This is a genomic window from Rhodococcoides fascians A25f (genome assembly GCF_000760935.2).
GTDB lineage: Bacteria > Actinomycetota > Actinomycetes > Mycobacteriales > Mycobacteriaceae > Rhodococcoides.
On record NZ_CP049744.1, the window covers coordinates 3,166,701 to 3,180,679 of the forward strand.

The window sequence follows — 13,979 nt, forward strand, 5'->3', positions numbered from 1 at the left end:
CAAGCATGGCTACCGACGTGTCCGTCGTCCGTGTGTTCACCGATGCCGACGGCAGGTTCGGCAACCCCCTCGGGATCGTTTCCGCCGACGCCGTCGCGGAGAACGAGCGGCAGCAGTTCGCCGCCGATCTCGGCTTCAGTGAGACGGTGTTCGTCGAACTCACCGAACCGGGTACCGCGTCGGCGACCATCTACACCCCGGCGGTCGAGCTGCCTTTCGCCGGACACCCCACCGTGGGACTGTCCTGGTGGCTCCGCGAGCAGGGTCATCCGGTGACCACCCTCGCCGTTCCCGCTGCACCGCTGAGCATCCGCTACGACGGCGACGACACCTGGGTTCGCGCCCGCGCCGACTGGGCTCCGGACTTCACGTTCCATCAGGTTCGCGATGCCGCCGAGGTGGCCGCGGACGATCCGAGCGCCTACGACAGTGGGCACCACTACGTCTGGGCGTGGACCGACGAGAAGGACGGGGCGCTGCGATCGCGCATGTTCGCCCCCATGATGGGCATCGCCGAGGACGAGGCGACCGGTGCCGCCGCCGTCCGGCTCACCGGGGAACTCGGCCGCGGTCTCCTCATCGTGCAGGGAGCAGGCTCGCGGTTGCGCACCACGGTCGACGACGACGGCTGGGTGGAACTGGGCGGACGCACCGTGACCGACGCGTCGATCACGGTGTGAGCGGTACGTCCACTTCGATTTCCTCGCCCAGCCGGACGCCCGCAGCCAGTGGGAGTCGGTCGCCGCTCCAGAACTTTCCGGGGTCGAACCAATTGGCCTTCTTGTTGCCGGTGAGCAATCCCATCGAGTCGTAGGTCATGGCGACCACCTCCGCGCAATAGGCAGTTTCGAGGGTGGGTCCGTCCTGCTCGCGTTGTCGACGCAATGTCGGCACCCGCCCCCGGAACCACCGGCCGGCGAGCGCGGCCGTGGTGGGAAACGCAGTTCCGTCCATGCGCGCTATCGTGCGCAGCAGTGCGTCTTCCTGGTCCTTCGTGACGGTCTCGTCCAATTGCCGCAGCCAGCAACGCTGTTGGTACTTCGTGGCCCACTGGGTGACGGCCGCGCGCAGATCGTGGAGCTGCACACCACGCTGAAAGTTACCGGTCCACATGTCCTGCAACGATTTTCCCAGTTCTGCGTGCCACATCAGCGGCGGCAGGTCGTCGATCACGACGGCCATTCCGACGTGATTGACCGGGCTGTTGGTCAGCGCCTGAATTGCACGATCGGCCGTCGACTCTCCGCGAAAGATCCAGATGTCGCCCGTCCTGGTGGCATCGACGGCGGTATCGAGGCTGATTCGAGACGGGTTCATGCTTCTCACCCTAGGTCTTGGCGGATCGGCAACCGCACGTCGTGACGGTACGGTTGCCGAATGAACGTGTGGAAAGCTCTCGGCCTCGCCGGGATGGCCGGTGTCGCGGCCACCGGGGCGCTGGTGGTGCGGTCCGAGCGCAAGCGGCGCGCCTACGCGCCGAACGAAGTACGCGATCAGCTACACCAGCGGTTCGCGGCTCTCTCGGGTGAACCGGAACCGGCAGCTGCTCCCCCGCTCTCGCGGGGGCAGCAACTGCGCAACAAGCTCCGGTTCAGCCGAGGGCGCTGAGGATTCGCGAGGCCAGCTCTTCGATCTCGCCGTCCGTCATGACGAAGGCCGGCGATATCTGCATCGCACCCTGACCGGCGGCGCGGCCCGAAACCCCATGCGCACGCAGTGTTTTGACGAACGGTAGCGCCTCGGCCGGGTCGGCGAGCTGAACTGCGGCAACCGCGCCGATGCCGCTGCGGATTTCCGAGACCCGATCGTGCTCGGCGAGCGGCGCGAGGTGCGTGTGCAGTGCGGCTTCGATGCGCTTGGAGTGCGTCAACAGTTCTTCGCGCTCGATGATGTCGAGGTTGGCCATCGCTGCGGCAGCCGCGCCTGCGTGGCCGCCGTAGGTGTAGCCGTGTCGCCACCAGACTCCGCCCGCGAAGAACGGTTCGGCGATCTTCGGGGCGATGAACACGGCACCCATGGGCACGTATCCCGACGTCAGCCCCTTGGCGGTCGTCATCAGATCGGGTTCGAGCTCGAAGCGCGTCGACGCGAACCAGCTACCGCCGATGCGGCCGAACCCGGTGACCACTTCGTCGGCCACGAACAGGACGTCGTTGTCGCGGCAGATCTGTCGAACCTCGCGCAGATAGCCCTCCGGCGGCAAGTAGATTCCGCCTGCTCCGATCACCGGCTCGCAGAAGAAGGCAGCCACGTTCTCCGCGCCGACCTCCTCGATCAACGCAAGCAGCGACTTCGCGTCGTCCCACGACACCGTCCTGGCGTCGGCCATGAGTTCGCCGTAGTTCTCCTTGTTGACCGGGATGCCGGCCAACGAAGTGCCGGCGACGTGCATGCCGTGATACGCCTTCTGCCGACCGACGATCAGCTTCTTGGACGGTTGTCCCATTTCCACCCAGTAGCGGCGTGCGAGCTTGGCGGCGGTGTCGATGGAGTCCGATCCACCCGAGGTGAAGAAGATCTTGCTGCCCGCAACCGGTGCGATGGCGGCGAGACGATCGGCCAGGGCCAGCGTGGTCTCGGGAACGAAGTCGCCGAAGTTCGAGTAGTGGGCAATCGAGCTCAGCTGTGTGGCGACAGCGTCGGCGATCTCGCGTCGGCCGTGACCGACGTTGGTGAACCACAGACCGGCGGTCGCGTCGAGATACTTCGTTCCCTTGTTGTCGAAGATGTACGCGCCCTCGCCTCGCGACACGACGAACGGTCCGTTGGCGGTGACGTTGCCCATGTCGGCGAAGCCGTGCCACAGCGCAGAGGAGTGTGTGGTGGCGGCTGGATCCAGGTCGGAAGACATGCGCTACACAGTAGTGGAGTCCGCTTCGATCGAGTCCGATCCGTACCTCCAGCGTCCTGCGAGCCGTCCGAGAGCATTGACTGCCAGCGCCATCAGCGCGAAAGCGACGGTCAGCACGACCAGCCCGACCGCGAGCGCGAGGTATCCCTGCGCCCGCGGATCGAGAAATGGATAGGGGTACCAGTCGACGACGGGTCCACGCACCAAGGTGTAGACCCCGTAGATCAGCGGGAACAGTAACCATGTCAGACTGCGCGACTCGGAGATCTGACGCCGCGGCGGAGCGAGAATCCAGTCGAGCAGAAGGACCACGGGCATGATGCGATGCACCACGTTGTTGGTCCACGGATCCGCGACACCGACATCGATGTTCGCGAGCAACACCGCGTAGATGATCCCGGTGATCACCATGTACAGCGTCACTGCTCCGCGAAAGAGCTGCCAACCCGGAGACCGTGGATCGATCACGCCGCCCACGATGAGTACGAGCACCGTCAGGACGTTGCTGATCACGGTGAAGTAGCTGAAGTAGTTGACCAACGAGAACGTCGGAGAGCCGAGCCCGTTCACGACGATCGAGACGAGCGCCGCGGCGGTGAGGGCCGCGAACAGCACCCGCAGCGTCCTGATCGGTACCGGCGTGCGTGGTTCCGCGGTCACATCGTGCGAGATGCCCATTCGGCGATCCTGGCACAGTCGCGGCCGGCATTCACGAAGGTTGCGTAGATACGGATATCCTGGTGTGAGTATGTCTACCTCGAATCCGTCCGGTCAGCGAAAATCTCTCGCCACACGTCTGGCGAACGTCACCATCCGCGACGAGAACCGACTGCGGCGGCGGCTGGACAAGGCCCGCACCGACGACGCGTTCGCAGCCCTCGATCGCGATGTCGCTCGCGCCGAAGCCGTGGTCGCCCATCGCAGAGCAGCGGTCCCCACCCTCGAGTTCCCCGAGTCACTTCCGGTCAGTCTCCGCAAGGACGACATCTCCGCCGCCATCGCCGAGCATCAGGTCGTGATCGTCGCCGGTGAAACCGGCTCGGGTAAGACCACCCAGATTCCGAAGATCTGTCTCGCACTCGGTCGCGGAATTCGCGGGTCGATCGGTCACACCCAACCGCGCCGGCTCGCCGCACGTACGGTGGCCGAGCGCATCGCCGAGGAAGTCGGCGAGCCCCTGGGCGAATCCATCGGCTACAAGGTGAGATTCACCGATCAGTCGTCGGATTCGACCCTCGTCAAACTGATGACCGACGGAATTCTCCTGGCCGAGATCCAGCGAGACAGACTGCTTCGCCAGTACGACACCCTCATCATCGACGAGGCCCACGAGCGCAGCCTCAACATCGACTTCATCCTGGGTTACCTCGCGCAGTTACTCCCCCGGCGACCCGATCTGAAGATCATCATCACCTCGGCGACGATCGATCCGGAACGATTTGCCCAACACTTCGCCCGCGGCGGCGTACCCGCTCCGATCATCGAGGTTTCCGGCCGCACGTTCCCGGTCGAAATGCGCTACCGGCCACTGACCGTCGACGCCGGCGACACCACGATCGACCTCGATCCTGTCGATGCCACCTGCCAGGCTGTCGACGAGTTGACAGCCGAGGGCGACGGCGACATTCTGGTGTTCCTGTCCGGTGAACGCGAGATCCGCGACACCGCGGACGCTTTGAACGACCGCAATCTGCGTAACACCGAGATCGTGCCTCTGTACGCCAGATTGTCTGCGGCCGAACAGCATCGGGTGTTCTCACCGCACTCGGGCCGACGCGTGGTGCTCTCGACGAACGTTGCGGAGACGTCGTTGACAGTTCCCGGCATTCGCTACGTCGTCGATCCCGGCACGGCTCGTATATCTCGATACTCGTTGCGCACCAAGGTGCAACGACTACCCATCGAACCGATCTCCCAGGCATCGGCGCGGCAGCGAGCCGGCCGCTGCGGCCGAGTCGCCGACGGTATCTGCATCCGGTTGTACTCGGAAGAGGACTTCGAGTCGCGGCCGCAGTTCACCGAGCCGGAGATCCTGCGCACCAACCTTGCGTCGGTCATTTTGCAGATGACCGCCCTCGGGCTCGGCAAGATCGACGCCTTCCCGTTCGTCGAGCCACCGGACCCGCGCAGCATTCGGGACGGGATCGGCCTGCTCGAAGAATTGGGGGCGCTGAAGCCGGCCACCAAGGACGGCACGGCGGAACTCACCCCCATCGGCCGGGAACTGTCGGCGCTGCCGGTCGATCCACGAATGGCGCGAATGTTGGTCGAGGCCAACGGCAACGGGTCGCTGCGGGACGCACTGGTGGTGGTGTCCGCCCTGTCGATTCAGGACGTCAGGGAGCGGCCCGCCGAGCATCAGCAGGCTGCGGACGAAAAACACGCCCGCTTCGCAGTCGAGAACTCCGACTTCCTGGCTTACGTCAAGCTGTGGACGTACCTGCGCGAGCAACGGAACGAGCTGTCGTCCAACCAGTTCCGGCGCATGTGCCGCACCGAATTTCTGCACTACCTGCGGATTCGCGAGTGGCAGGATCTACACGGCCAACTCCGTCAGATCACTCGCGGACTCGGCTGGACGGTGCCCGATGCCGACTCCACCGAAACCGCTCTGCACCAATCACTACTGTCGGGGCTGCTCTCCCACGTCGGACTCAGGGAGGGTGACAAGCGCGAGTTCCTGGGCGCACGCGGAGCGCACTTCGCGATCTTCCCCGGGTCCGGGCTCTTCAAGAAGCCCCCGCGGTGGGTCATGGCCGCCGAACTGGTGGAGACCGGACGCCTGTGGGGCCGGATGGCCGCTCGCATCGAACCCGAATGGGCCGAACGGCTCGCACCGCACCTGGTCAAGCGGACGTACTCGGAACCGCACTGGTCCATCAAGCGCGAATCCGCGATGGCGTACGAGCGGGTGACGCTGTACGGCATTCCTCTGGTCACGCAGCGACCGGTGAACTACCACCGCATCGACGCCGAGGCGTCACGGGAGTTGTTCATCAGACACGCACTGGTGGAGGGCGAATGGAAGACCCAGCATGCGTTCTTCCACAAGAACCGGGCTCTACTGGACGACGTCGGTGAACTCGAACACCGTGCTCGGCGGCGCGACATCGTCGTCGACGACGACGCACTGTTCGACTTCTACGATGCGCGTATCGCCCCCGAAGCGGTATCGGCGCGACACTTCGACACGTGGTGGAAGAAAGCCCGTCGACAGGACCCGTCCCTGCTGGACTTCACGACGGACACAGTCGTCAACTCCGACGCGGCCTCGGTGCTCACCGGCGCGTATCCCGACGCGTGGCGACAGGGTGAGATCCAGTTTCCGCTGACCTACCAGTTCGAGCCGGGTACGGCCGCCGACGGAGTCACCGCACGAATTCCGATAGCGCTGCTCGCTCAGGTTCAGCCGGTGGGGTTCGATTGGCTGGTTCCGGGGATGCGCGCGGAGTTGGTGACGGCACTGATCAAGTCGCTCCCGAAAGCTCTGCGCCGCAACGTTGTTCCTGCCCCCGATTTCGCCGCCGCGGCGCTGGCGGTCATGAGACCTCGCGCGGAGACTCTGGTGACGGCATTGGCACGCGAGCTGTCGCGGGCTGCACAGTGCCACATCACCGCGAAGGACTTCGACACCGCGGCGCTGCCCGACCACCTGAGAATGACCTTCGCGGCCGTCGACCCGACCGGAAAGGTGTTGGGTAGCAACAAAGATCTGACCGTTCTGCGCACCAGTCTGTCCGGCGAAGTCGGTCGTCAGGTTGCGAGCGCAGTCGGCGACGCGGAGCGCGCACCGACTCTCGCGTGGACCTCGGGCACTCTGGGCCGACTGGAGTCGACTGTTACCCGTGATGTCGGCGGACAGAAGGTCACCGGGTACCCGGCGTTGGTGCCCGAAGGACCGGGCGTCGCAGTTCGAGTCCTGAGCACCCCCGCCCAACAGCGAGCAGCGATGCGCGCCGGAACACGGACGTTACTGTTGTCGACGGCACCGAAAGGTACCAAAGCGCTGCTGGCCGGTCTCCCGACTGCCGAACGCCTTGCCCTCGGCCAGAATCCGTACGGCGGTGTCGACGCGCTCCTCGAGGAATGCCGAGTTCTCGCGGTCGAGGAAGCAATGGACGCACACGGTGGACCTGTTCGAGATCCGGAGGCTTTCGAGAAACTTCGAGCATCGGTCAATGCCGAGGTTCCACAGCGCACCGCGGCGGTACTGGCCCTCGTACGCCCTGTATTGACTGCAGCTCTTGCCGTATCGGGGCAATTGCAGACGGCATCGGGTGAGCCCGCCGAGGATGTACGCGAACAGCTCGAAGGATTGGTCTTTCGGGGCTTCGTCACCGAATTCGGTTCTCGCAGACTGGCAGATCTGCCGCGATATCTCGCTGCAGCGACCAAGAGGTTGGCCACGCTTCCGAGCAGCGCAGGCCGTGATGCGGCTGCGATGGACGTACTCGACCGCGTCTACGCGTCGTACGGACGGCTGCTGGATTCGCTTCCGGAAAACCGGAAGAACAGCGCTGGTGTGCAGGAGCTGTTCTGGATGATCGAAGAATTGCGGGTAGGGCTGTTCGCCCAAGGAATTCGGACTGCATATCCGGTCTCGGAGAAGCGCATCGAGAAGGCGATCTCCGATCAAGCGCGCTGACGTGCGGAACCGTCAGTCGATGTCGGCAGACTCTCGGTGCTTGCGTAGCTCATGTATTTCCTTCTCGAAATCCTCGGCCGAGCTGAACGAGCGATACACGGACGCGAACCGCAGATATGCGACCTCATCGAGGTCGCGCAGCGGACCGAGAATAGCCAACCCCACCTCGTTGCTGGGAATTTCGGCGGAACCGGCGGCGCGGATGGCGTCTTCCACCTGTTGAGCCAAGAGATTCAACGCGTCGTTGTCGACATCTCTGCCCTGGCACGCCCTGCGCACTCCCTTGACGACCTTCTCACGGCTGAACGGTTCGGTGACACCGCTGCGCTTCACGACAGCGAGCACTGCAGCCTCGACGGTCGTGAATCGCCGACCGCATTCCGGGCAGGAGCGACGACGCCGAATTGCCTGCCCCTCGTCCATTTCACGCGAATCGACCACGCGTGAGTCGGGATGCCTGCAGAACGGGCAATGCATGAAGGAGCCTCCGTCGTAGCCGATGCGCCGACGTCGAACATACGTGTCGGGGCAGTCAGTCGAGGATACTCAGTCATGGGCGGGTGCGATGGGGCCGGTGGTCATCTACCGGGCGCATACTCGACTACAGCTCCGTCGTGAACCTCGACCACACCCGCCGGCTGCACCCCTGCGTCGGCCGACGCAGCTCGTAGGTTCGCGATTCCGATCAGGCCACCGGCAACGACGACGACGGCAAGCACCCACAGCACGAGCGATCGCATCCGGACCGGCTGGCCGGCGAAGTGCGCCGAGGTCTCGTCGAATTCGCGATCGGCGGCCTCCCGGTCGGTGACGTCGGTCCAGGACGGCTCCAGAACCGGCAGGCATGGAGTCGTTCGCGCACCGCGCGTCGCGATGGAACTCCGCAGCGCGGGACGAGCACGGCGACGACGCTCGACGACAGTGGACCGGGTACGGACACCTGCGGTGGTGGGGCGATCGGTGGTGATGGTCATCGGAACCTCGTCTTCGCTCGTTGGATCGATTGTTCGATCAGGCGTTCGATGGACGCTTGTTCGAAGTTCTATCACGAGGCTCCGACAAAGTCTGTAGAAAACGCGACACGAGTCGAACAGATGTTTGATTCAACAGCTGATACACGCTAGATTCGTGTCAGAAACCACACGCCACACGAGTCGACACCATCAACTCCAGTCCGCGCAGACCGAACCACGCAGACCGGATCCAGGACATCAGCAGGAGGCCGACAGCATGAAGGACCAGACCTCGACGAGGTCGACCACGGGTTCCAAGACGACGGGTTCCAAGACGACCGCTTCCGCGCCCGCGAAGGCCGCAGCAGGGAAGCCTGCCGCGGAACCGACGCCCAAGGCCATGGAAGTCGGCACCGACATCAGCGCCGGCCTGACGGAGCGACAGCGAAAGGTACTCGAGGTCATTCGAGCTTCGGTGACCGAGCGCGGCTACCCGCCCAGCATTCGTGAGATCGGTGACGCCGTCGGCCTGACGTCGACGTCGTCCGTTGCCCATCAGTTACGCACTCTGGAGCGGAAGGGATTCCTACGGCGCGACGCCAATCGCCCGCGCGCGGTCGACGTTCGCGGCCTCGACGAGGTGCAGGCCGATCAAGCTGCTGCTGCGGTCGACGGTTCGTCCGAGGAACAGGACCGCCTACCGACCCCCACGTTCGTGCCGGTTCTGGGACGAATCGCAGCCGGTGGACCGATCCTGGCCGAAGAGGCCGTCGAGGATGTCTTTCCACTCCCCCGCGAATTGGTCGGTCAGGGTTCGCTGTTCCTGCTCAAGGTCGTCGGCGAGTCGATGATCGATGCAGCGATCTGCGACGGTGACTGGGTCGTGGTCCGTCAGCAGTCCGTGGCCGACAACGGAGACATCGTGGCCGCGATGATCGACGGCGAGGCCACCGTCAAGACGTTCAAGCGGTCGAAGGGCGAGGTGTGGCTGCTGCCGCACAACCCGCTGTTCGAGCCGATTCCGGGTAACAACGCTGCCATCCTCGGCAAGGTCGTCACCGTGATGCGCAAGCTGTAGGGCGACGTCTCTGCAGTGACACGCGAAGGGCCGCAGCACATTGTGCTGCGGCCCTTCGCGTTCGTCGGATCAGCAGATCAGAGGTTCAATCCGCGGCCGATGATCTCTTTCATGATCTCGGTGGTGCCGCCGTAGATCGTCTGGACACGAGAGTCCATGTAGGCCTTGGCGATCGGGTATTCCTTCATGTAGCCGTAGCCGCCGTGCAACTGCAGGCACCGGTCGATCAGCTTGACCTGATTTTCGGTGGTCCACCACTTGGCCATGGCGGCTTCCTGGACGGTCAAGGTGCCCGCGTTGAGCAGTTCGATGAACTTGTCCACCATGATGCGGGTGGCGGTGGTCTCGGTTGCCAACTCCGCCAACACGAAGCGGGTGTTCTGGAACTTTCCGATCGACTTGCCGAACGCCTTGCGATCGCGGCAGTACTGAATTGTCATGTCCAGCGCCGATTCCATGGCCGCAGCGGCGACAACAGCGATCGAGAGCCGTTCCTGGGGAAGATTCTGCATGAGGTAGATGAAGCCCATGCCTTCTTCACCGAGCAGGTTGGCCGCGGGCACGCGAACGTCGGTGAAGCTGAGTTCGGCTGTGTCCTGGGCCTTCATCCCGATCTTGTCGAGATTGCGGCCGCGCTCGAAACCGGGCATGTCGCGCTCTACGACCAGCAGACTGAAGCCCTGAGCACCCTTCTCCGGGTCGGTGCAGGCGACGACGATGATCAGATCGGCGTTGATTCCGTTGGTGATGAACGTCTTCGATCCGTTCAGCACCCAGTCGTCACCGTCGCGAACGGCCTTGGTCTTGATGCCCTGCAGGTCGCTTCCGGTACCCGGCTCGGTCATGGCGATCGCGGTGATCAGCTCACCCGAGCAGAATCCGGGGAGCCAACGCTGCTTCTGCTCGTCGTTGGCCAGCTCGATCAGATACGGCGCGACGACGTCGTTGTGCAGGGTGAAGCCGATGCCGCTGTAGCCGCCGCGAGTGGTTTCCTCGGTGACGATGGCGTTGTACCGAAAGTCCTTGACGCCGCCGCCGCCGAACTCCTCCGGTGCAGCCGTTCCGAGGAAGCCCTGCTTACCGGCCTCGACCCAGACGCCGCGGTCGACGATGTTCTGCTCTTCCCACTTCGCGTGATTGGGGGCTACGTGCTGTTCGAGAAACTTCCGGTACGACTCCCGGAACAGCTCGTGCTCGGGCTCGAAAAGTGTGCGTTCCACGCAGATCTCCTTGTTCGGTGCATACCGACGTCTACCTGTGAACGGTGTCATTCGCGGTCGTCGGTACGACTGACGTCACGTTCCAACAGTACGTTCGGGGTGCAGCGAAGGTCGATGACCAAAACGTGCGCGATCCGTGACCGCCCCCGCTAGGTCCGCCGGTCGGCGGTACTTTTCGCGAGCGCCGAGACGATCGGATAGCCCAGCAGGATGCCCAGAGAACCCCACGCGATACCGCCGAGTTCGACCGAGCCCACCGACAGCGTGAGGTCGCCGATGCCCGCGACGAGCGCCGCCGCGACGACGATCAGGTTGACCGGATCGGCGAAGTTCACCTTGGCGTCGGTCCAGATCCGAACGCCCAGTAGCCCGATGAGTCCGTACAGAACCAGGGTCGCTCCCCCGATGACGCCGTCGGGGACGGTGAAGATCAGGGCACCGAACTTGGGCGAGAACGCCAGCACTATCGCCGTGAAGGCCGCGACCCAGTACGCGGCTGTCGAATAGACGCGAGTGGCGGCCATGACCCCGATGTTCTCCGCGTAGGTGGTGGTGCCCGAGCCACCAGCGGCTCCGGCCAGGGTGGTCGCCAAGCCGTCGGCGATCAGCGCGTCACCGGCCACGTCGTCGAGGTTCTTGCCGGTCATCGCCGCGACCGCTTTGACGTGTCCGACGTTCTCGGCCACCAGGACGATCACCACCGGCAGCGCTACCAGGATCACCGACAGCTCGAACGACGGTCCACGAAACTCGGGCAGACCGATCCAGCTCGCCGCGCTCAGAGCGTCGAGGCGTGGTTGCGCCATACCGCCGGTGACGGCGGCGAAGACCCAGCCCACGACGACACCGAGCAGAATTCCGAGTCGGCCCAGCAGTCCCGGTCCTACGGCCGTGGCCAGCAGAATGGCAACCAGCGTCACTGCAGCGATCAGCGGCTGCGCCTCGAACGACGTGGTCGCAGCGGGGGCCAGATTCAACCCGATCAATACGACCACGGCACCAGTGACGACGGGCGGCATGGCTGCGTCGAGCACACGCCGACCGGCGATCTTGACGACGACACCGATCGCCGCAAGCACGACCCCGACACACAGGACGGCACCGAGTTGCGCGGCCGGGCCGTTGGCCTGGGTGGCACCGAGCGGAGCCAGGAATGCGAAGGACGACCCCAGATAGCTGGGCACCCGCCCTCTGGTGATGAGCAGGAACAGCACCGTTCCGACGCCCGAGAACAGCAGTGTCGTCGAGACCGGGAAGCCGGTGATCGTCGGAACGAGCAGCGTGGCACCGAACATGGCGACGACGTGCTGCATCCCGATACCGATGGTGCGCGGCCACGACAACCGTTCGTCCGGTGCCACCACCGCCCCGGACTCGACGGTTTTTCCGTTTCCGTGCAGCGTCCAACCCAGATTTCTCATGATGGGAAAAGACTATTGGGTCAGCCGAGGATCGCGCTCACTGCCTCACGGGCGGCGGCGGTGCTGTCGGTCTTCAGGGCAGCCTCGGCAGCGGCCTTGCACTGATCGAGCGTGACCGTAGCCAACTTGGAACCCACATGTGCGACGGCGGCAGACGCAGCAGACAGAGAAGTGATGCCGAGTCCGACCAGCACACAGGCCAGGAGCGGGTCCGCAGCGGCCTCGCCGCAGACGCCGACCGGCTTTCCGGCCTTGGCTCCTGCGGCAGCGGTGTGCGCCACCAGGGCCAATACCGCGGGCTGCCACGGATCGGTCAGACCGGCGAGCTGAGCAGACATCCGATCCGCCGCCATCGTGTACTGGGCCAGGTCGTTGGTACCGATGGACAGGAAGTCCACGTGCTCGAGGATGTGTTCTGCGAGCAGGGCCGCAGCAGGCACCTCGATCATGACGCCGGGGGTCAGTCCGCGTTGACGGACGTCGGCGGCAAAGTCCTTCGCTTCCTGCGCGGTCGCGATCATCGGAGCCATCACCCACGGGGACGAGTCGGTTGCCTTCGCGGCGGCAGCGATCCCGTCGAGCTGTCGATACAGAATGCCGCGATCGGCCTCGGCGATGCGAATGCCACGAATGCCCAGTGCCGGATTGGCCTCGTCGGGATGGGTGGCGAACCTCAGCGGCTTGTCCGAGCCGGCGTCGAGGGTGCGCACAACGACCTTCTTGCCCGCGAATGCGTCGAGCACCTGGGCGTAGATCTCGGCCTGCTCGTCGACAGTGGGTTCGGAATCGCGGTCCAGGAAGCACAGTTCGGTGCGGAACAGACCGACTCCGTCTGCTGCGCTCGATCGCGCTGCCCGGGCACCCGCCCCGTCCTGCACATTGGCGAGGATGTCGACTGCGTGACCGTCGGCAGTCCTGCCTGGGCCGACCCACTGGGACACTCGGTCGAGCTCGTCGCGGGCGGAGACCACCGCAGCGCGGGCCGAGTCGGCGTCGGGTTCGAGGTCGATGCGGCCGCTCGTTCCGTCGACAGCTGCATTCGTACCTGCCGCGATGTCGTCGAGGCCTGCCACGGCAACGATGCACGGGATGCCGAGCTGGCGGGCGATGATCGCGGTGTGGCTGGTCGGACCTCCGAGCGAGGTCGCAAGTCCGACGATCAGGGTGGGGTCGAGGCCCGCGGTGTCGGCCGGTGCCAGGTCGTCGGCGAACAGAATCGACGGTTCGGCCGGCACGGGAACACCGGGCTCCGGAACACCCAGGATCTCGGCGATGACGCGGTCGCGGATGTCGCGCAGGTCTGTCACTCGCTCGGCCATCAGGCCGCCGAGCTGGGTGAACATGGCAGCGAACTTCTCGGTGGCCGCAGCGGTTGCGGCGACGGCAGAACTGCCCTTGGCGATCGAGGAGCGCGCGGCACCGAGCCATCCGCGGTCGGTTGCCATCGCGGCGTTGGCCGACAGCACCTCCGACGCAGCTCCCGTCGCCAGCTCTGCGCGACCGCGCAATCGAGTGGCGACGGCGTTCGCGGCGGCATCGAACACAGCCTTCTCGGACTCCCGATCGGCCTCTGCCACCTCGCCGGTATCGGCGGGAATGGACGGACGTGCACCGGGGCGAATGACGGGACCGTATCCGACACCGGGCACGACGGGCGTGCCGCGCAGTGTCGTCTGCGCTGCTCCGGTCCCGGCAGCATCGACTGTCGTGTCTGCGTGTCCGGTCGACGCGGTGCTAACCGATCCCGTCATGTGGTCCTCCTCGGATCCTGCGTGAACAAATGGTCTTCGTACTGATCGGCGTGCTGTGGC

At 64.9% G+C, this 13,979-nt stretch carries 12 protein-coding genes; 4 read left to right on the forward strand and 8 right to left on the reverse strand.

The window, feature by feature from the left end; translation table 11 throughout:
- Window positions 1–5 precede the first annotated feature (5 nt).
- Complete coding sequence (locus tag BH93_RS14870; protein WP_037173920.1) at window positions 6–680, forward strand: PhzF family phenazine biosynthesis protein; 675 nt, start codon at window positions 6–8, stop codon at window positions 678–680.
- Here the strand turns inward: BH93_RS14870 and BH93_RS14875 are convergent.
- Entirely contained in the window at window positions 670–1,317 is a 648-nt protein-coding gene (locus BH93_RS14875; RefSeq protein WP_037173921.1) for a hypothetical protein, read from the reverse strand. The two genes, BH93_RS14870 and BH93_RS14875, sit on opposite strands and share 11 nt — an antisense overlap.
- Before the next feature lie 60 nt (window positions 1,318–1,377).
- Here BH93_RS14875 and BH93_RS14880 point away from each other — a divergent pair, with 60 nt between their 5' ends.
- The gene (locus tag BH93_RS14880; RefSeq protein WP_032377720.1) at window positions 1,378–1,608 is read left to right on the forward strand and encodes a hypothetical protein; all 231 of its coding nucleotides are present in this window, start codon (window positions 1,378–1,380) and stop codon (window positions 1,606–1,608) included.
- On the opposite strand, the gene BH93_RS14885 is transcribed toward BH93_RS14880, so the two are convergent.
- On the reverse strand, window positions 1,592–2,851 hold the full coding sequence (locus tag BH93_RS14885) for an aminotransferase family protein (protein ID WP_037173923.1): 1,260 nt from the start codon (window positions 2,849–2,851) through the stop codon (window positions 1,592–1,594). The genes BH93_RS14880 and BH93_RS14885 overlap by 17 nt on opposite strands.
- Window positions 2,852–2,854: 3 nt before the next feature.
- Window positions 2,855–3,529, reverse strand: a complete 675-nt coding sequence (locus BH93_RS14890) for a Pr6Pr family membrane protein (protein ID WP_052065095.1) — start codon at window positions 3,527–3,529, stop codon at window positions 2,855–2,857.
- Window positions 3,530–3,599: 70 nt separating this feature from the next.
- Between BH93_RS14890 and hrpA the strand changes: the two genes are divergently transcribed.
- Window positions 3,600–7,496, forward strand: a complete 3,897-nt coding sequence (hrpA, locus tag BH93_RS14895; RefSeq protein WP_037173924.1) for an ATP-dependent RNA helicase HrpA — start codon at window positions 3,600–3,602, stop codon at window positions 7,494–7,496.
- Between the two features lie 12 nt (window positions 7,497–7,508).
- Here the strand turns inward: hrpA and nrdR are convergent, their stop codons facing one another.
- Both nrdR and BH93_RS14905 read right to left on the reverse strand, forming a co-directional pair.
- Window positions 7,509–7,973 (reverse strand): transcriptional regulator NrdR, encoded by a 465-nt coding sequence (nrdR, locus tag BH93_RS14900; RefSeq protein ID WP_008716872.1) that lies wholly within the window; start codon window positions 7,971–7,973, stop codon window positions 7,509–7,511.
- A gap of 101 nt (window positions 7,974–8,074) precedes the next feature.
- Window positions 8,075–8,470, reverse strand: a complete 396-nt coding sequence (locus tag BH93_RS14905) for a hypothetical protein (RefSeq protein WP_032403280.1) — start codon at window positions 8,468–8,470, stop codon at window positions 8,075–8,077.
- A 379-nt stretch (window positions 8,471–8,849) separates the two neighbouring features.
- On the opposite strand from BH93_RS14905, the gene lexA reads away from it, so the two are divergent.
- A complete protein-coding gene (gene lexA / locus BH93_RS14910; RefSeq protein WP_032377716.1) occupies window positions 8,850–9,527 on the forward strand; it encodes a transcriptional repressor LexA in 678 nt (225 codons plus the stop codon).
- A 77-nt stretch (window positions 9,528–9,604) separates the two neighbouring features.
- Here the strand turns inward: lexA and BH93_RS14915 are convergent, their stop codons facing one another.
- The 3 genes from BH93_RS14915 to ptsP form a co-directional block, all read right to left on the reverse strand.
- Window positions 9,605–10,747: an acyl-CoA dehydrogenase family protein gene (locus tag BH93_RS14915; protein WP_032378423.1), complete on the reverse strand. Its 1,143-nt coding sequence runs from the start codon at window positions 10,745–10,747 to the stop codon at window positions 9,605–9,607.
- Between the two features lie 149 nt (window positions 10,748–10,896).
- Entirely contained in the window at window positions 10,897–12,168 is a 1,272-nt protein-coding gene (locus tag BH93_RS14920) for a uracil-xanthine permease family protein (protein ID WP_197914403.1), read from the reverse strand.
- A 20-nt stretch (window positions 12,169–12,188) separates the two neighbouring features.
- Complete coding sequence (gene ptsP / locus BH93_RS14925) at window positions 12,189–13,919, reverse strand: phosphoenolpyruvate--protein phosphotransferase (protein ID WP_052065096.1); 1,731 nt, start codon at window positions 13,917–13,919, stop codon at window positions 12,189–12,191.
- Window positions 13,920–13,979: the final 60 nt, after the last annotated feature.